The sequence below is a fragment of the Elstera cyanobacteriorum genome (assembly GCF_002251735.1).
GTDB lineage: Bacteria > Pseudomonadota > Alphaproteobacteria > Elsterales > Elsteraceae > Elstera > Elstera cyanobacteriorum.
Window position 1 is genome coordinate 20,584 of the sequence record NZ_NOXS01000032.1, and the last position, 18,157, is coordinate 38,740.

The 18,157-nt window shown below is 62.6% G+C and carries 19 protein-coding genes; 8 read left to right on the plus strand and 11 right to left on the minus strand.

What is annotated here, in order from left to right:
- Window positions 1–14: 14 nt before the first annotated feature.
- Both CHR90_RS09125 and moaC read right to left on the minus strand, forming a co-directional pair.
- Window positions 15–1,238, minus strand: coding sequence for a molybdopterin molybdotransferase MoeA (locus CHR90_RS09125; protein ID WP_229671463.1), 1,224 nt, complete (start codon window positions 1,236–1,238; stop codon window positions 15–17).
- A complete protein-coding gene (moaC, locus tag CHR90_RS09130) occupies window positions 1,235–1,711 on the minus strand; it encodes a cyclic pyranopterin monophosphate synthase MoaC (protein WP_094408703.1) in 477 nt (158 codons plus the stop codon). The genes CHR90_RS09125 and moaC overlap by 4 nt, the downstream gene beginning before the upstream one ends.
- A 55-nt stretch (window positions 1,712–1,766) precedes the next feature.
- On the opposite strand from moaC, the gene CHR90_RS09135 reads away from it, so the two are divergent.
- The gene (locus CHR90_RS09135; RefSeq protein WP_170941358.1) at window positions 1,767–2,894 is read left to right on the plus strand and encodes a divergent polysaccharide deacetylase family protein; all 1,128 of its coding nucleotides are present in this window, start codon (window positions 1,767–1,769) and stop codon (window positions 2,892–2,894) included.
- Window positions 2,895–2,930: 36 nt separating this feature from the next.
- On the opposite strand, the gene CHR90_RS09140 is transcribed toward CHR90_RS09135, so the two are convergent.
- From CHR90_RS09140 to CHR90_RS09160, 5 genes are all read right to left on the minus strand, one after another.
- Entirely contained in the window at window positions 2,931–4,436 is a 1,506-nt protein-coding gene (locus tag CHR90_RS09140) for a malonate--CoA ligase (protein ID WP_094408705.1), read from the minus strand.
- Between the two features lie 19 nt (window positions 4,437–4,455).
- Complete coding sequence (locus tag CHR90_RS09145) at window positions 4,456–5,430, minus strand: hypothetical protein (RefSeq protein ID WP_094408706.1); 975 nt, start codon at window positions 5,428–5,430, stop codon at window positions 4,456–4,458.
- A 42-nt stretch (window positions 5,431–5,472) separates the two neighbouring features.
- On the minus strand, window positions 5,473–5,769 hold the full coding sequence (locus CHR90_RS09150) for an ACT domain-containing protein (RefSeq protein ID WP_094408707.1): 297 nt from the start codon (window positions 5,767–5,769) through the stop codon (window positions 5,473–5,475).
- A gap of 155 nt (window positions 5,770–5,924) precedes the next feature.
- Complete coding sequence (locus tag CHR90_RS09155) at window positions 5,925–6,197, minus strand: hypothetical protein (RefSeq protein ID WP_094408708.1); 273 nt, start codon at window positions 6,195–6,197, stop codon at window positions 5,925–5,927.
- 202 nt (window positions 6,198–6,399) lie between these two features.
- Entirely contained in the window at window positions 6,400–7,242 is an 843-nt protein-coding gene (locus CHR90_RS09160) for a phytoene/squalene synthase family protein (RefSeq protein ID WP_170941359.1), read from the minus strand.
- A gap of 164 nt (window positions 7,243–7,406) precedes the next feature.
- On the opposite strand from CHR90_RS09160, the gene CHR90_RS09165 reads away from it, so the two are divergent.
- Entirely contained in the window at window positions 7,407–8,006 is a 600-nt protein-coding gene (locus CHR90_RS09165; RefSeq protein ID WP_094408710.1) for a superoxide dismutase, read from the plus strand.
- A 77-nt stretch (window positions 8,007–8,083) separates the two neighbouring features.
- On the opposite strand, the gene lpdA is transcribed toward CHR90_RS09165, so the two are convergent.
- Window positions 8,084–9,493, minus strand: a complete 1,410-nt coding sequence (gene lpdA / locus CHR90_RS09170) for a dihydrolipoyl dehydrogenase (RefSeq protein ID WP_094408711.1) — start codon at window positions 9,491–9,493, stop codon at window positions 8,084–8,086.
- Window positions 9,494–9,767: 274 nt separating this feature from the next.
- Between lpdA and CHR90_RS09175 the strand changes: the two genes are divergently transcribed.
- Window positions 9,768–10,970 (plus strand): MFS transporter, encoded by a 1,203-nt coding sequence (locus CHR90_RS09175; RefSeq protein ID WP_094408712.1) that lies wholly within the window; start codon window positions 9,768–9,770, stop codon window positions 10,968–10,970.
- Window positions 10,967–11,098: a hypothetical protein gene (locus CHR90_RS19755; protein ID WP_267890164.1), complete on the plus strand. Its 132-nt coding sequence runs from the start codon at window positions 10,967–10,969 to the stop codon at window positions 11,096–11,098. Before CHR90_RS09175 ends, CHR90_RS19755 begins: the two co-directional genes overlap by 4 nt.
- Here CHR90_RS19755 and CHR90_RS09180 read toward each other — a convergent pair.
- Together CHR90_RS09180 and CHR90_RS09185 are read right to left on the minus strand one after the other, a co-directional pair.
- Complete coding sequence (locus CHR90_RS09180; RefSeq protein ID WP_094408713.1) at window positions 11,090–11,725, minus strand: uracil-DNA glycosylase; 636 nt, start codon at window positions 11,723–11,725, stop codon at window positions 11,090–11,092. The two genes, CHR90_RS19755 and CHR90_RS09180, sit on opposite strands and share 9 nt — an antisense overlap.
- Window positions 11,726–11,740: 15 nt before the next feature.
- On the minus strand, window positions 11,741–12,397 hold the full coding sequence (locus tag CHR90_RS09185; RefSeq protein WP_094408714.1) for a LabA-like NYN domain-containing protein: 657 nt from the start codon (window positions 12,395–12,397) through the stop codon (window positions 11,741–11,743).
- A 126-nt stretch (window positions 12,398–12,523) separates the two neighbouring features.
- Between CHR90_RS09185 and folK the strand changes: the two genes are divergently transcribed.
- The 3 genes from folK (at window position 12,524) to CHR90_RS09200 (ending at window position 15,890) form a co-directional block, all read left to right on the plus strand.
- Window positions 12,524–13,042, plus strand: coding sequence for a 2-amino-4-hydroxy-6-hydroxymethyldihydropteridine diphosphokinase (gene folK, locus CHR90_RS09190; protein WP_094408715.1), 519 nt, complete (start codon window positions 12,524–12,526; stop codon window positions 13,040–13,042).
- A 114-nt stretch (window positions 13,043–13,156) separates the two neighbouring features.
- Window positions 13,157–13,543, plus strand: coding sequence for a DNA-directed RNA polymerase subunit omega (gene rpoZ / locus CHR90_RS09195; protein WP_094409239.1), 387 nt, complete (start codon window positions 13,157–13,159; stop codon window positions 13,541–13,543).
- Window positions 13,544–13,682: 139 nt separating this feature from the next.
- Complete coding sequence (locus tag CHR90_RS09200; RefSeq protein ID WP_094408716.1) at window positions 13,683–15,890, plus strand: RelA/SpoT family protein; 2,208 nt, start codon at window positions 13,683–13,685, stop codon at window positions 15,888–15,890.
- Between the two features lie 3 nt (window positions 15,891–15,893).
- Here the strand turns inward: CHR90_RS09200 and CHR90_RS09205 are convergent, their stop codons facing one another.
- Window positions 15,894–16,736, minus strand: a complete 843-nt coding sequence (locus CHR90_RS09205) for a carbonic anhydrase (RefSeq protein WP_094408717.1) — start codon at window positions 16,734–16,736, stop codon at window positions 15,894–15,896.
- Between the two features lie 123 nt (window positions 16,737–16,859).
- Between CHR90_RS09205 and CHR90_RS09210 the strand changes: the two genes are divergently transcribed.
- Window positions 16,860–18,116 (plus strand): Hsp70 family protein, encoded by a 1,257-nt coding sequence (locus CHR90_RS09210; RefSeq protein ID WP_094408718.1) that lies wholly within the window; start codon window positions 16,860–16,862, stop codon window positions 18,114–18,116.
- Window positions 18,117–18,157 lie beyond the last annotated feature (41 nt).

Here is an 18,157-nt window from a genome sequence, read left to right on the forward strand (position 1 = left end):
TTCGCGCGGCTTCGTCAAGCGGGAAGAGAACCCTGAGGGAACAAAATAACCGGCATTTTTTCGCCGACCCGGCGCGCCGGGTCAAAAGGTGGGCGAACCAGCAGCCCATCGGCGTCGGCGAGGGCACTCATCATCGCGCTATCCTGCACGGGCAGGGGGGCTACCCCCCCCTCGACGCGGCGGGCGCGGACGTAATCCTGCCGGTCGTCATTCTCTTTGAGATCGACGGCGAGTGGCATAAGAACCGGCACCAAATCCTGACGCGGTAGGCCGAGCAACCGTTCGATGACCGGTTTCACAAAAAGCAGCGCGCCGACGACGCTCGACACCGGATTGCCCGGTAGGCCGAGGAAGGGCACATCGCGGAACCGCCCGAAAATCAACGGTTTACCGGGGCGCATCGCGATTTTCCAGAAATCGACCTCAAGCCCCGCCGCACCCAGGCCTTCCCGCACAAGATCGTGATCGCCGACGGAGGCGCCGCCGGTGGTCAGTAGAAGATCGCAGCCGCGCGCCTTTTCGGCGGCGTCGGCGATGCCCGCCAACGTATCGGGCGCAATCGGCAGCACGATGGGATCGCCACCGAAACTGCGGATCAGGGCCGCTAGCGCGTAGGAATTGGAGCTAACGATCTGTCCCGGCGCCAAGGGATCGCCGGGGCGGCGCACTTCATCGCCGGTCGCGAGGATGGCGACGCGCGGGCGACGGCGAACCGTCACCCACGGATGGCCCGCTGCCGCAATCACGCCGATACGTCGCCCGGTTAGCCGCGCATCGGCCTGGGCGACGGTATCGCCCGCGCGGAAATCCAGCCCCGCCGCCCGCACATTTTTACCCGGCGGCGGCAGACTAAGCAGACGGACAGTCTCGCCATCCCGGTCGGCATTTTCTTGAATGACGACTGTATCCGCCCCCGTTGGCAGTGGCGCGCCCGTGAAGATGCGGGCAGCCTCCCCGGCCTTCAGCGTTCCGTCCCACGGGTGCCCGGCGGCGATTTCGGCAACAATCTGCAGCGATAGGGGCGTTGCCCCGAAATCCTGCGACCTTACCGCCCAGCCATCCATTGCCGAAACCGCCTGCGGCGGCTGCGTATATCGGGCGACGATGGGGGCGGCGAGCACGCGCCCCGCCGCTTCTAACAGCGAAATATCCTCGGTGCCAACCGGGCCGAAACCATCGAGCGCGGCGTGCAACCGATCCAGCGCGGTTTCAACGGGAAGCAGGGCAGGGCGGGTCATGCTTGGGTAAACTCCCCCGATTTGCCGCCGCTTTTATGGATTAGGCGCAAATCGGTGATCTGCATGGTTTTATCGAGCGCCTTGCACATATCGTAAACCGTCAGCGCCGCGACTGAGGCGGCGGTCAGCGCTTCCATCTCCACGCCGGTTTTACCGCTGAGCTTGCAGGTGGCGGCAATCTCCACGCAGCTTTCGGCGCCGTTGAGGGTCAGATCGACCTTGACCGAGGTCAGGGCGAGCGGGTGACAGAGCGGGATCAGGTCCGGCGTGCGTTTCGCCGCCATAATCCCCGCGAGGCGGGCCACGGCCAGAACATCGCCCTTGCCGATTTGGCCCTCGGCAATCGCCGCCAAGGTTTCCGGCTGCATCCGCACCCGCGCGGCTGCCGTTGCCTGCCGTTCGGTTACCGCTTTATCGGTGACATCGACCATCACCGCGCGGCCATCGCTATCGAAATGTGTGAAATTGCTCATGCAACGGGTTATAGCAGGGGCGGTGTTACGTGACGAGGCCCCGGGACGCGCCGAGATGATGATGGATGAGGACGAGCCGCTGTTCGCGGAGCCGGTGAAGGAGCCGTTTTTAAGCCGCTGGCAGCGCGGTTGGCGCGGGCAGGGGCTGACGGTTGCGGCACTGCTGCTGGGGGGGATCGGCGGTGGGTTGGTGATCGGCTCGCTCACCCGCCCGAGACCAACCCCGGCACCCGTGGTGGCGGTGCTGCCCGCTGCGCCGGTCGAGACACCCGCCGGGGAAGGCGGTCCCTTAGGGCCGGATGCGCTGCCGGGCGCCGCGCCGGTTTCCCCCGCCGATCCTGCCCTGCATCACGGCACCGAGATGCCGGAGCCGGAGGATGCCCCTACCGCCGCTCTGCCGCCGCCGCCCGTTAAACCCGCCACACTCCCGCCGCCCTACACCGGCCATCAGCCGCCGTGGCGCCGCAATGCCGTCGCCGCACCGCCGACCGAGGGAAAGGCGCGGGTGGTCGTGGTGATTGACGATATGGGCGTTGATCGGGGCCGGTCGGCCCAAACGGTTGCGCTGCCGGGGCCGTTGACGCTTTCCTACTTACCCTATGGCCATAATCTGCCGCAGCAAACAGCAGAAGCCCATCAGCGTGGGCACGAGTTGATGGTGCATATGCCGATGCAGCCCAGCGTCGAGATGGACCCTGGCCCCGATGCGCTCACCGTGTCGCTGACGCCGGAGGAAATCCAGCGCCGGGTGCGCAGCAACCTCGGTAAGTTCGACGGTTATGTCGGGATCAATAACCACATGGGCAGCCGCTTCACGACGTGGGAGACGGGCATGCAACCGGTCATCGCCGAACTTAGGGCGCGGGGGCTGCTGTGGCTCGACAGCCGAACCTCGGCCAAATCGGTCGGTTCCGGCATCGCGCAAAAAATGGCGATTCCCTACGTCGACCGCGATGTGTTTCTGGACGACGACCCGTCGCTAGAGGGGGTGCGCAAGCAGTTGAAGCAGCTTGAGGCCGTTGCCCATCGCACAGGGAAGGCGGTTGCCATCGGTCACCCGAAGGATAATACCATCGCCGCGCTGAAAGAATGGCTGCCGACGCTGGCCGGGAAGGGGCTCGTGCTGGTGCCGATCACCAATGTCGTCAAGGTTCCGGCAGGCCAGAGCGCCAGTTTGCCGTAGGGGAAGCGAGGGAGTGTCCCTCGCTCCGATCTGCCGTCACGCCTTCGCCGGAAAATAGGTCTGGCGCAGAATATTCTTCTGCACCTTGCCCATCGCATTGCGCGGCAGGTCTGGGGTGAAGAAGACGGCTTTCGGCACCTTGAAATTGGCGAGGTTGGACTTGACGTGCTCGACCACCGCTTCTTCCGACAGGCTGGCCTGCGGCTTCAGCACGATCACGGCGGCCACCGCCTCGCCAAAATCAGGATGCGGCATGGCGATGACGGCGCTTTCCTCCACCTCCGGCATCGCATCCAACAATTCTTCAATCTCTTTCGGATAGACGTTCAGGCCGCCGCAGATGATCAGGTCTTTCGCCCGCCCCACGATGCTGATGTAGCCGTTCTCGTCGCGCTTGCCCATGTCGCCGGTTTTGAACCAGCCATCGTCGGTAAAATCTTCCTTGGTCTTTTCCGGCATCTGCCAATAGCCCCGAAAGATATTCGGGCCTTTCAGCAGAATGGCGCCGGTCTCGCCGACCGGGCTTTCGGTCCCGGCCTCATCAACGATGCGGACGCTGACGCCAGGCAAGGGCACGCCAACGGTACCGCCGATGCGCGGCCCATCGAAGGGATTGGAGATGGCCATCTGCACCTCCGTCATGCCGTAGCGCTCAAGAATGGTATGGCCGGTGCGGGCGGTGAATTCGGTAAAGGTTTCGATCAGCAACGGCGCGGAGCCGGAGATGAACAAGCGCATAGTCGCAACCGCGTCTTTGCCGAAATTCGGCAGGGACAGCAGGCGGGTATAGAAGGTCGGTACGCCCATCAGCACGGTGGCACGGGCAAGATCCTTCAGCACCGCAGCGGCGTCGAACTTTGCGTGCCACAGCATCGGGCTGGCGTTGTAGAGGGCGTTGTTGCAGGCGACGAACAGCCCGTGGACGTGGAAGATCGGCAGGGCGTGCAGCAGCACATCCCCCGGCACCCAGCCCCAGAAGTGATTGGTCACGGCGACATTGGTCGAAAGATTGCCGTGGGTCAGCATCGCGCCCTTCGCCCGCCCGGTAGTGCCGGAGGTATAGAGGATCGCGGCCATATCGTCCGCAGCGCTCTCGACCGTTGCGAAGCCATCGGGCTGATCTTGCGCGGCATCTATCAGCGAGCCGCTGCCGTCGGCCTCCAGGGTCAGCACGGTTGCGCCATTTGCGATGGCGGTAATGCCCTCCTTGGCTTTGGCAGGGCACACGACGAGTTTTGGCGCGGCATTCTCGAGGAAATAGGCGACTTCGGCGGTCTGATAGGCGCTGTTCAGCGGCAGGAACGCAAAGCCCGCCCGTTGGGCGCCGAGGCAGAGGAAGAGCGCTTCCGGCGATTTATCGACCTGGGCAGCAACCCGGTCTTCCTTTTGCAGGCCAAGGCTGGTTAGCAGATTGGCAATCCGCGCCGTCGCGGCATCGAACTCGCGGAAGGTAATCACCCGCCCGTCGGTGGTTTCGATGCAGGTCGCATCAAGCTTATGCTGGAAGCGCGCGAACAGCGTGGCGTAAATATTCGAACTCACCGTGTCTCCCCCCAAAATCTTAGGCTTTTAAGTGCGGCGCCAGCCCGACCGACAGGGCGTGGCTCCAAAGTTCCGCCCAGCGCTGGGCTGTCGCCGGGTCGTGCAAACAGGCATTGTCGTATGTTTTCAGACGGGCGATGCGCTCCAGCAACTGAATATCTGCCTCATGCTCGCGGGCGACGTGCGGGTCTTCAAAGAAGAGGATCGTCGATCCCGGCTCGCGCAGCACCCGGTCGGCGATCTGGGCGTCGCCGCCTTTCGGGCCGGACAGATAGGGCACGGTCCACGGCCCCTGCCGTCCTACCAGCCGCGCCTTTTGCGCGTCGATCAACCCGCGCATCTCTGGCGAAACCTCCCCCAGCCGGGCCGGGGCGTCGCCGTTCAGCAGCCCGCCGGTGGTGCCGGTCGACAGCCGCAGGCGGAAACGGTCGAGCAGCGGGAACCAGCGGTCCACAAAGGCCAGCATTGCCGTTTTGCGCGTATCATGCGCCACGAGACCAAGGGTGGTGGCCCCCGGCAGCGATGCGGCGGCGGTGGGATCGTCGAGCGTGCACAGGTAGGCGGCCGCGCCCGCCGGGTCGCGCTCGATCCAATGTAGTAGGCACCATTCGGCAGCCGCGCGCACGGTGGCGAGATAGGGGCGGCCGTGCACGACGCATTGCCGCTTGAGCGCGATGGATTCGGGGAACAGCGAGATCAGGTCGCCCGGGTCGGCGAGATAGATCACCCAATCAATCTCCCCCGCCACCAGGCGCGCGGCCACCGTCGCAACGGCGCCTTCCTCCCACGGCGGCAGCACGTCCCACTGGGGATAATCGGTCAGAAACCCCGCCGCTTGCGCCGCCTCGTAGGTCGGGCGCATGGCAACGAGTTTCGCCGGAAAGGCATGGGTGAGGAAGGGCACCAGCACGCGCAGTAGGGCAGCGAGCGGGCTATTTTCCTCGCGCCGGAAACCGGGGCTGGCGAGCAGGGCGATGGTCGGGGGCGGTGTCATGGCGGGCAGGCTAGCAAGTCGCCCGCCCGCCGACAACCGGGCTTATGCCGACACGCGCTGCGAGACCAGCACGACATCGACGCCAAAAATCTGGCGCATTCCGCGCCCGATCATGGCCGCATCGGTTTGGGTCAGGCCATCGATCTGGATATCGACGCTTAAATCCTCGCCATGTTGGCGGGCATAGACGGCGCTCGGGACCAGACCGCGCTTGGCGAACGGTTCCAGCAGCCGGTGCAGCATGCCTGGATCGGCCAAGGCTGAGACGGCAAAACAGGCGGTTTCGGGCAGGGGAAGGTCAGCAAACGCCGCATCGGCGGCCTGCGCAACAGACAACATCGGTCAGTCCTCGGGAAAATCAGCAAACAGCAAATACGATGGCCCGGCCCTTAACGAAGGACCGGGTTCATAATTCGCAGGCTGAAACCAAGGAGATGCGTCATGGGGAAAAGCCTAGACCAGAGGCGTGCCGGAAGGCAAGCCCCCGGGTGCGGCTATTCCAGATCGGCGCGGTTCGGAGTGAATTCCACCGTAATGGCTTCGCCCGCGACGCCCTTGCGGTCAACGGTCCACCCGGCTTCCTGATAGCGCTGCATGATCGAATGCAGAATGCGGTCCGTCACCATTTTGGTCGGCAGCGGCACCGTGACCGTCAGGCCCGGGAAGTAGTTTTCTTCCAGGAACTCGTCGATCTTCTTTTCGATCACCCGTAAAACTTCATATTCGCTTTTCGACAGGCGAAAGGCCTGGAACGGCGTAATCGGCATGGCGTTCCCACTTCTTGAGACCGTAGGCAGAGCCGCGAGAGGCGACCCCAGACCCTGTGCCAGTCGAAGAAAAACCTAAGCATTCTTCAGCAAGCGCTTGAATATGCCGGAAAACCCCCAGGCTTTGCAAGCCTGCGTTAGCGCAGGCGCGACTTACACGCGCTGGACCCTCGCGCTAAAGGCCGATTCGCCAAAAACCGACCTAAAGGCGCCGTTTGCGCATCGCCCACCACAGATGCACTGGCAGCAGGCCATCCGGGCGGGCGCGCAGCTCGGCCGCGGCCTGGAATGGATCGCCTTTGGCCGCGCGCAGCCGGGCGCCCAACCGCCGCGCCAGGGTTGCAGGCAATAGGGCGGCGCGGCCCTGCTTAGGCACGGGGCCGAGAGCCTCAAGATCGCCCTCGGCCGCCGCTGCAAGATCGAGTACTAGGCGCGACAGCGCTTCCGACGGCACCCCGTCGCGGATCGCCCGCGCCGTCAGTCCGGCGGCGCCCAGCCGGTCGAGGGGGAGATCGACCCGCCCGAGTTGCGCCCGGCGCGGCAAACCAATCAGCAGGCCAAGGGTTGCATAGGCGCGGGCGGCGCGGGCGGCGTGATCGGGATCGGCGCCGCAGATCAGCCCCGCCAAGCGCCCAAGCTGCCCGCCGGTCGCTTCAACATAGGCGGCGAAGGCGGCTTCAGTTGCCGGGGGCGGAACCTCAAGGTCGGTCTCCCGCCCGTCAATCACGGCCAGGAAAGCATCTTGCGGCAGGGTATGTTTGCGAATAACGGCGGCGAGCGGGGTCACCACCTCGTGCTTGCGCGGTGTTGCGCCCGCATAAATCGCCTCCAGCGTCTCCCGCCACCATTGCAGCCGAATTTGGCCGAGCATGGGTTCGGAGACGGTCTCCTTGGTCTTCGCGACCTCCAGATTGAAGGCATAGAGCGTGAGGAGATCGTCCTGTACCGCTTCCGGTGCAAACAGGGCCGTTAGAAAACGCGCTTTATCGCCCTGTTGGACCAGGGTGCCACAGGCGGACAAAGAAGGGGCCGATCTGGGTGCCACGGAAAGAGCCTCGTGAGTGATGTGTCCGACGGGTCTGCCGACCGGCTTGGGAGTAGCCCAAGAGCGTTTTTTAGAACAACCCTAATCTGCCAAGGGTTCCCTTCGGCGCTGAACACCCTTATCTAAGGGAACGGTTTCTCTCACCACCATTTTTAGAGGACATCATGGCTTTCGAACTTCCCGCCCTGCCTTACGCCCCGGACGCGCTCGAGCCGCATATGTCTGCTCAGACTTTCAGCTTCCATCATGCCAAGCACCATCAGGCGTATGTGACGAACCTGAATAACCTGATCAAAGATACCCCGCTGGCCGATAAGTCGCTCGAAGAAATTATCCTCGACGCCGCTAAGGATCCCGCCAAGGCCGGTATTTTCAATAATGCTGCCCAGGTGTGGAACCACACGTTCTTCTGGAACAGCATGAAGCCGAATGGCGGCGGTAAGCCGACCGGCGACCTGCTGGCGAAGATCGAAGCGGCTTTCGGCTCCTTCGATGCCTTCAAGGATCAGTTCAAGGCCGCCGCAGTCGGTCAGTTCGGCTCGGGCTGGGCGTGGCTGGTCGTTGACAACGGCACCCTGAAGATCACCAAGACCCCGAACGCCGACCTGCCGCTGGCCCACGGCCAGACCGCGCTGCTGACGGTGGACGTGTGGGAACACGCCTATTACCTCGATTTCCAGAACCGTCGCCCGGATTTCGTGCAGTCGTTCCTGGATAATCTGGTGAACTGGGACTTCGTCGCGGCGAACCTCGCCAAGGCGTAAGCGCGTTCCCGGAAGCGGGTACAAAAAACCCCCGAAGCGGCTGCTTCGGGGGTTTCTTTTACGCGATGCGTGACCGCTTACATATTCAGCGTGCGGCCATTGGCGGCCAACCCGGCTTCCTTCACCACTTCTGCCACGGTCGGATGCGCGTGGCAGGTACGGGCGATATCTTCGGCGGAGGCGCCAAATTCCATTGCCAGCGCGGCTTCCGCGATCAGATTTCCCGCTTCGGCGTGGATAATGTGGCAGCCCAGAACCTTATCGGTGCGGGCATCGGTCAGCAGCTTCACGAAGCCTTCGATATCGGCATTGGCACGGGCGCGGGCGTTGACGCTGAACGGCACCTTGCCGACCTTATAGTCAACCCCAGCGGCCTTTAGCTCATCTTCGGTCTTGCCGACGCTGGCGACTTCCGGCGAAGTATAGATGACCGACGGGATGACGTCATAATTGACGTGACCGGCCTGGCCCGCCAGCAGTTCGGCAATGGCGACGCCTTCTTCTTCCGCCTTATGGGCCAGCATGGGGCCGGTGATCACGTCGCCAATCGCGAAGATCGACGGTACGGTGGAGCGGAAGTGGTGATCGACGACCACGCGGCCCTTCGGATCGAGCTGCACGCCGACTGTTTCAATACCTAGGTTATCGGTGTAGGGGCGGCGACCGATGGCGACCAGCACCACATCGGCTTCCAGGGTTTCGGCAGGGCCACCGGCTGCGGGTTCGAGGGTCAGGGTGACGCCCGTTGCGCCCTTTTCACCCTTGGTCACCTTGGTGCCGAGTTTGAAGTCCATCCCCTGCTTGCCCAGCACGCGCTGGACGTTCTTAGCCACTTCGCCATCCATGCCCGGGATCAGGCGATCCAGGAACTCGACGACGGTCACCTTCGCGCCGAGACGCTGCCAGACCGAACCGAGTTCTAGCCCGATGACGCCGCCGCCGATGACGACGAGGTGCTTCGGCACGGCGCCGAGCGTCAGCGCGCCCGTCGACGACACGATGCTGGTTTCATCGATGGTCAGGCCGGGCAGGCCAACGATGTCCGACCCGGTGGCGATGATGATGTTCTTCGCGGTGATGGTTTCTTCGCCGCCGTCGTTCAGGGCGATTTTGAGGCTGTTCGGGCCGGTTAAGGTGGCGGCGCCCTTGTACGGCGTTACCTTGTTCTTCTTGAACAGAAACTCGATACCCTTGGTGGTATCGCCGACGACCTTATCCTTACGCGCCATCATCTTCGGCAGGTCGAGCGTAACGGTACCGAGCGAAAACCCGTGATCGCTCAGGCCGTGCTGGGCGAGGTGATAATATTCCGACGATTTCAGCAGCGCTTTCGACGGAATGCAGCCGACGTTAAGGCAGGTGCCGCCGAAGGTGCCGCGCTTGTCGATGCAGGCCGTCTTCAGGCCAAGCTGGGCTGCGCGGATCGCGCCGATGTAGCCGCCCGGGCCGCCGCCAACGAAAACAACATCGAATTGGGTGTCGGCCATCGTCTCACTCTCCTCGCCAAAAAGGCTCTTCTGAAGGGCGGGCAAGGGGTTTGGCGGCCCTGACCCGGATGCCGTGACGGTGTAGCGGATGCAGAATGGAAAGAAAAGCCGCAGGCTGTCGCAACCTTCGAACCTCTGCCCCGCGCCCGACACAAGGCGACCGCTTATCAATATGGAAATTGAATTGTTAGGGTGCAATCTATGCGGTTGCGAAAATATACACAGCCCCCTATGGTGAAACTTAACACTATTCATAGCGGGGGAGGGACCGCCCATGCGCGGCCAAGCGCTGATCGTTCTGCTGTCCGGCATTTTTATGCTGATCATCGCGATGGGTACCCGCCAATCCTTCGGGATTTTCGTGCCGTCGATGTCGATGGATCTCGACGTGGGTCGGCAGGTTCTCGGGCTGGCACTCGCGTTACAACAACTGCTGTGGGGCGTTTGCCAGCCGGTCATCGGCCTGTTCGCCGACCGCTGGGGATCGGTCCGTATCGGGATTGCGGGCGGGATCATCTACGCCCTTGGCTTGTTCCTGACCTATGTTTGGGCCGATCCGGTGACGGTGCAATTCTCGCTCGGCATTATGATCGGTATCGCTTTGTCCGGCACGACCTATGGCACCGTCTTGGGCGCCGTCGGGCGCATGGTGCCGCCAGAAAAACGCACCCAGGCTTTTGGCATCTGCACCGCTGCCGGATCGTTCGGGATGTTCGCCGTTGTGCCCGGCGCGCAATATCTGCTGGATACGATGGGCTGGAGCGGCGCTTTTCTCGTCTTTAGCGTCTTGGCCGCCCTGATGATCCCGCTGTCCTTCGGGCTTAAGACGCCGCTGCCGCCGCAAGGCCAAGGCTTCGGCGCCGACCTGGGGCCAACCATCCGCACCGCTTTGACCAATCGGTCCTATTGGCTATTGAATGCTGGGTTCTTCGTCTGCGGCTTTCATGTCGCCTTCGTTGCCGTGCATCTGCCGTCTTATCTGCGCGACAATAATATGGCGGGCAGCGTGACCGCTTGGGCGCTGGCGATGATTGGGCTGTTCAACATCATCGGCTCGTACCTCTTCGGCCAGTTGGGGGCGCGCTTTTCGCAGAAATATCTGCTGAGCATGGTTTATGGCGCGCGCGGGATCGTGATCATCCTGTTCCTCGCCCTGCCGCTTAGCCCGGTTACGGCGATTGCTTTCGGTGGGGCGATGGGCTTTCTGTGGCTGAGCACCGTGCCGCTAACCTCGGGCCTTGTCGCGCGGATGTTCGGGGTGCGCTATATGGCGATGCTGTACGGCTTTGTGTTCATGTTCCACCAGATCGGCGCCTTTTTGGGGGCCTATGGCGGCGGCTGGGCCTATGACCACCTCGGTTCCTACGACATGATCTGGTATTTCTCCATCGCGCTCGCCGTGTTAGCTGCCGTCGTTCACCTACCCATCGCTGAAAAAGCAGTGCCGTTGCGCGGCGCGGTGGGGCAGGCCGCATGAGCACGCGGATTCTCGCCTGGACGGGGGCCAGTCTTGCTATTTTGGGCGGGCTGGCGCTGTGGGTGAAGATGGGGCTGGCCGTCGCGCTGTCGGACGGCGCGTGGTTCTGCGCGCCGCCGTTAGGCTAACAGCGCCCGGCAGCGCGCGATCACCGCATCGAACATCGCTTCCGTCAACCGCCCGGTATTCGTGTTGTAGCGGGAGCAATGGTAGCTATCGATCAGTACGCGCCCGTCCGCCAGTCGGTGTTCCGCCCCGTGGGCGAATTTGAAGCGCGCGACGGGAATGCCCAGCGACCGCAAGAGGCTCTGATGGGCAATTGTGCCGAGGGCCAGGATCACCCCGGTCTTCGGCTGCGCCTCAAGCTCACCGATCAGGAATGGGCGGCAGCGGTTGATCTCATCCGGGGTCGGTTTGTTTTCCGGCGGCACGCAGCGCACGGCATTGGCGATGCGGCAGCCGGTTAGCACCATGCCGTCATCGGGGGACCGCCCATAGGTGCCGTGGGCGAAGCCATGCCGGAGGAGGGCGCCATAGAGGGTATCGCCCGCATAATCGCCGGTAAAGGGGCGGCCAGTTTGGTTCGCGCCCTTCAACCCAGGCGCCAAGCCAATGATAAGCAACCCAGCGCCAATGTCGCCCCAACTGGGAACCGGACTATTGAAGAAGCTGGGATAGGCGGCGGCATTCGCTGCCCGGAAAGCCGCAAGGCGCGGGCAGACCGGGCAATCATGCGCAGGCGTCGGCAACGACACGCGGCGGCTTTCGGCTTAGTTCTGTTCGCCTTCGGCGGTATCCGGCTGATCCGACTGGGCGGGACGGCGGATGAACTGCGGCAGTTCATCGCGCGGATTGCCCTGGGGGGCATAGTTATTGTCGCGTGGCTCGCGCGGGCCGGAATAGGCGCGGGCGATATAGGGCGCGAGGTCTTGCAGTTCGCAGAAAATATCGCACTGACGGCGCAATTCATCAGCAACCATCGGCGGGGTCGAGCGGATCGTCGAGACGATGGTCACGCGCTTGCCCTTGCTTTGCACGGCTTCCACCAAGCGGCGGAAGTCGCCATCGCCCGAAAAGATGACGATATGATCAAGGTGGTTGACCATTTCCATCACGTCGATGGCCAGCTCGATATCCATATTGCCTTTGACCTTCCGGCGGCCAAACGCATCGGTATATTCTTTGGTCGGCTTCGTGATCATCGCGTAGCCGTTATAGTCGAGCCAATCGACCAGCGGACGGATCGGCGAATATTCCTGATCTTCCATCAGCGCCGTGTAGTAGAAGGCCCGGATCATATGGGCTTTGGTCTGAAAGAGTTGCAGCAGTTTGCGGTAGTCGATATCGAACCCCAGCGCTCGGGCGGCGGCATAAAGGTTCGCCCCATCAATGAACAGCGCAATACGCTCTTGCGGATAAAAATGCATGGGTCACTCCATCAAAAATTATTCAAATCATCCTGGAAATCTTAACGAATCCAGCGCTCACAGAAATGGGGTTGCCAAAAGCGGAAGCAAGCCCGTAACGATGGCTTCCTTTATGACAGGCGCGCCATGACCGCAACAGAGAAATCAATTCTGATCGCACTCGGATCGAATTTGTCTCATCCTGATTGGGGCGCCCCGCCGTTAATCCTGGCTGCTGCGATTAACTTTTTAGAGAAAGCGGAAATTTATACACGCGCCCGCTCCTCGATCTGGAGTTCGGCGGCTTGGCCGGACCCGCGCGATCCGCGCTATGCCAACGCCGTGATTGCGGTCGAAACCCCCCTACCGTCCGACCAATTGTTAGACCGGTTACACGCGATTGAGGCGGCGTTTGGGCGCGACCGCAGCGCCGTCAATGCGCCCCGGACCCTCGATCTCGATTTGCTGGCCTATGGCCGCGAAGTCCGCGCCGGGCCGCGGGCGCCGATTTTGCCGCACCCACGCCTGCAAGAACGTGGGTTCGTGCTGCGTCCGCTCGCGGAAATCTGCCCGTCCTGGCGTCATCCGGTCAGCGGGCAGGGGGTGGCGGCGCTTCTGGCGGCGCTCGATCCTGCCGATGATTGTCGGCTTTGGTCGGCGGCATGATTCTACCCCGCGCAGAAAAGCTAATCCTTGCCTTTGTCAAGAGGGGTTTTTATAGTGCGCGCCTGACATCGCCGCGCCCTGGCTGCGCGGCCCGATTTCACGCGAAGGATGATCATGGCCCGCGTTACCGTTGAAGATTGCGTTCAAAAGGTTCCCAACCGCTTCGAACTCGTGATGCTGGCGGCGCAGCGCGCCCGGGATATTGCCAGCGGCATGCCGATTTCGGTGGATCGCGACAACGATAAGAACCCGGTCATCGCCCTGCGCGAAATCGCCGAAGAAAAGCTGGATAACGAAGTGCTGCGCAACTCGCTGGTGCGCGGCCATCAGAAGACGTTTGAAGCTGACGAGCCGGAAGAAGAGATCGTCGATTTCATCCAGTCGGAACAGGAACTCGCCCGCAATATGGCCGTCAACGACGTGCTGGGCGGTGATGATGCCGATGAAGACGCGGCGGAAGGCGATGAAGCCATCGTCGCGGATGACGAAGGCGACGCCTAAGCCCCTCAAAGGCTTGAATTTTTAACGGCAGTCCTGCGGGGCTGCCGTTTTTTATTGGTCACGGGCCGAATGGCAGTTGCCGCCCGCAGCAGGCGTGTCAACATAGATCACGAGTGTTTTGGGGGAGTGTCCGGCGCCGATGATTCGTCAGTACGAGCTGGTCGATTTGGTCCGCGCCTATGACCCGGACGTGGACGAAGATATTCTAAACCGCGCCTATGTGTTCGCTCTGAAGGCGCATGGGGCGCAGAAGCGCGCCAATGGCGATCCGTATTTCTCCCACCCGCTGGAAGTGGCGGGCATTCTGACCGGTCTTCGACTCGATACTGCCTCCATCGTCACCGCGCTGCTGCATGATGTGATTGAGGATACCGAGGTTAAACTCCCGGATATCGAAAAAGCCTTCGGCAAGGAAATTGGGCGGCTGGTCAATGGCGTGACCAAGCTGACGCGCATCGAACTTCAGTCCGATCAGACCAAACAGGCGGAAAACTTCCGTAAATTCGTGCTGGCGATGTCGGAAGACATCCGCGTGCTGCTGGTGAAGCTGGCCGACCGGCTGCACAATATGCGCACGCTGAATTTCATTCCGAAGCCGGAAAAGCGTTCGCGTATCGCCGCGGAAACCCTGGAAATCTACGCACCGCTTGCCGACCGCATCGGCATGCAGAAAATCAAGGACGAGCTGGAGGATTTGGCCTTCGCGCAGCTTAATACCGAAGCGCGCGACTCCATCGTCAAGCGGCTTGAATATCTGCGCGGCGGTGGGCAAGATCTTATTCAGAAGATCATTGCGGAATTACAGGCTAAACTGACAGAGTCGGGCATTCAGGCCAAGGTGAAGGGGCGGGAAAAAGCGCCTTATTCCATCTGGCGTAAGATGCAGCATAAGAATATCGCCTTCGAGCAATTGTCGGATATCATCGCCTTCCGCGTCGTCGTGCCATCGGCGGAAAAATGTTACGAGGCGCTGGGCGTGCTGCACGCGCTTTATCCCAGCGTGCCGGGGCGGTTTAAGGATTATATCTCCACCCCCAAGCCGAACGGGTATCGCTCGATCCATACCGGCGTGATCGGGCCGCAGCGCCAGCGCATCGAAGTGCAAATCCGCACCGATGCGATGGACGAGGTGGCCGAATACGGCGTGGCCGCCCATTGGCACTATAAGCGCCAAGGCGGGTCCGATCAGGTCTTGGAAGGGGCCGATCAGGGCGCGGGCAGCATTATCCCAGCCCCGACCCTCGGTAGTGGTAAGAAATCGGAAGGCGCGCAATACCGCTGGCTGCGCGAGTTATTGGATATTCTCGAACACGCCTCCGGCCCGGAAGAGTTTCTGGAACATACCAAGCTCGAAATGTTCCAAGATCAGGTGTTCTGCTTCACGCCGAAAGGGGAATTGTTCCAACTGCCGCGCGGCGCCACGCCGGTCGATTTCGCCTATGCCGTCCATAGCCAGATCGGCGATACCTGCGTGGGCGCCAAGATCAACGGGCGCATCGTGCAGTTGCGCTCCGTCCTGCAAAACGGCGATCAGGTCGAAATCATCACGTCGAAGGGTCAAACCCCCTCGGCGGACTGGGAAGATTTCGTCGTCACCGGCAAGGCCAAGGCGCGCATCCGCCGCTATGTCCGCATCCAGCGCCGCGCGCAGTATATGACGCTCGGGCGCACGGTCATCGAAAAAGAATTCCGCCACGAAGGCTATGCCTTTACCGAAAAGGCGCTGGACGGGGTTCTGAAGACCCTGCAAGCCCCGACCATCGACGATCTCTATGCGATGGTCGGCGAGGGGCTGGTCACGGGGCGCGAGGTTATCCACACCGTCTTCCCCGGCACCAAACCGAGCGTGAAGAACCCCGCCTCGCCCATCGTCAAGCCGAAGCGGAAGGAGGGGGGCGGCGTTCCCCTGCGTGGGCTGATCCCCGGCATGGCCGTTCACTACGCCCGCTGCTGCCACCCGTTGCCGGGCGACCGCATCGTCGGCATCGTCACCACCGGCAAGGGCGTGACCGTCCATACCATCGACTGCGTGAACCTCGAAAGCTTTGCAGATACGCCTGAGCGCTGGATCGACGTGGCGTGGGAAACCGATGCCGCCCTGCCGGAGCATCATATCGGGCGCCTGCATATGATCGCGACGAACGAGCCGGGAACCATCGGCACGCTGGGCACTGTCATTGGCAAGAATCAGGGCAATATCACGAATCTAAAATTCGTAACGCGCTCCACCGATTTCTTCGAACTGCTGGTCGATGTGGAGGTGACGGACGTGCGCCACCTGACCAACATTATCGCGGCGCTGCGGGCAACGCCGTCGATTAACTCGGTCGATCGGGCGCGGGGGTAGTGCCTACCCCTTCACCGTCTCGCACCAAAACTTCGCCTTTTCCTGCACGAAGCGCGTAAGGCCGAGGGTCGGCGCGCAGGAGCCGCATTCGGCGATCATGCGGGCGGCAACGGCGGCGATGTCGGCGGGCAGGGCGTCTGGCAGTTCGCGGACGGGGCGGAAGCTGGCGCTGGCGTGATCGAAGGCCGAAAGCTCGCCGGTCGTTAGATCGAAATACCAGCCGTGCAGGCGCAAGGTGCCCGCCGCCACCGGCTCGCGCACCCAGGGAAAGCTGAGCAGGTTGGAAAGCGAGACCAGCACAGCCGCCTGTTCCAGCGTGCGGCGGGCTTCTTCGGGCGGTAGGGTTTCCAGCAGCGGTTCGACGGCTTCAAACGCGGGGCGGGCGATTTGCACCCAGTCCGACAGAAACTCGAACCCGCTGCCTTCCTGGGGCTGGCCGGTCTCCGTCGCGGCTTTGGCGCCCTGCGCCCGATCGCGCAGATGGCGCAAACCGCCGCAGAGCGCATGCCCCAGCACGACGATGTGACCGACACCGAGGCCCTTAACGCCGAATTCCAGCGCCGCAGACGTGCCGTGGTAATGCCGGTCAGCCTCGCGCGGCGGCACGATAGCAGCGACATTGCGGATCACGAAAAGATCGCCCGGTTCCGTCCGCGTCACGATGGCGGGATCGACCCGGGCATCGGAACAGGCGACGATCATCACTTCCGGCGACTGGCCCTTATGGCTTAGGCCCTCATACAGCACGCGGTCGCGCTCAAAGTAATCGCGGCGGAATTCGGTGAAGCCCCTCACCAAGCGCGGAAGCGCCTGATCGGCGGCGGTTTTGTGCACTGCGTCATCCATGGGGGAACAACCTCCCCCGTTTCCAACCTGGGGTCAAGGGGGCGCGCTATTTTGCGCTGGACAGGGCCGGGCGCACTCGTTACGGTCCGCGCCCTTTTGGCAGTCCCTGGGAAAGGCGGGTGGATGATGGCGGCAGGCGGCCTCGACTTCGGAACCTCCAATTCGGCTTTGGCCATCGTGCGCAACGGCACCGCCAGCCTGCTGCCGCTGGAGCCTGGGGCGCGGACCATCCCCAGCGCCTTGTTCTTCCAATCGGAAGATAAGAGCATCGAGATCGGCTCCGCCGCGACGCAAGCCTATCTGGAGGGCGAGCCGGGACGGTTGATGCGCTCGCTGAAGTCGGCGCTCGGCACCAGCTTGATCCAGGAAGAGACGCTGGCCAATGGGCGGCGCTGGCGCTTTACCGAGATTATCGGCCTTTACCTGCGCACGGTGAAAGCGCGGGCGGAAGCGGCGTTGGAGGAGGAGATTGATCAACTCGTCCACGGTCGCCCGGTGCATTTCGTCAATGGCGATGCCGCCGCCGATGCCGAGGCGCAGCGAGTGCTGGAAAGCATCGCCCACAGCGTCGGTTTCAAGGATGTGGTGTTTCAATATGAACCTATCGCCGCCGCCCTGGCCTTCGAACGGCAGATTGCGCGCGAAACCCTGATCTTGATCGCCGATATCGGCGGCGGCACGTCGGATTTCTCCATCGTCCGCGCCCGCCCCGAACGCTCCTCCACCGCCGATCAGGCGGGGGATATTCTGGCGAATGGCGGTCTCAGGCTCGGTGGGACGGATTTGGACCGGCTGCTGTCGTTGGCGGAGGTCATGCCGTCGCTCGGCTATCATCAGCCGCTGCTGCGCAATGGGCTCACCCCGCCGAACTGGATCTATTCAAAGCTCGCCACTTGGGCGGAAATCGGTTTTCTCTACGATCCCGCTCTTACCCGCGATGTCGTGCGGATGGTCGGGGAGGCTAGCGACGCCGCCCCGCTCAACCGCCTGCATCGGGTGCTGGACCAGCGCGACGGCCATCGGCTGGCAGCCTCGGTCGAAGGTGCAAAAATCGGGCTGTCTAGTGCGCCGACCTATGATCTGGCGCTCGACTTCCTTGAGGCTGGCTTCCATCTGCCGCTGACGGTCGAAGCGCTGGAAGCGGCGCTGGCCGATGCCGAAGCTGCCCTAACCGCCGAAGTGCGCCGCTGTATCGATCTTGCGGGGGTAAAAGGGCAGGATATTGAAGCGGTCATCCTAACCGGCGGCTCCTCTCTCATGCCGCTGGTCCAGCGCGCCATCGCCGCTGGGGTGCCGGAAGCCAAACTGACGCCCTTCGATGCCTTCGGCGGCGTTGCGGCGGGGTTGGCCTGGCAGGCGAAGCTGTTGTTCGACGCTTAAGGGGTAAAAAGGGCTTCACAAACACATAAGGATATATTTAT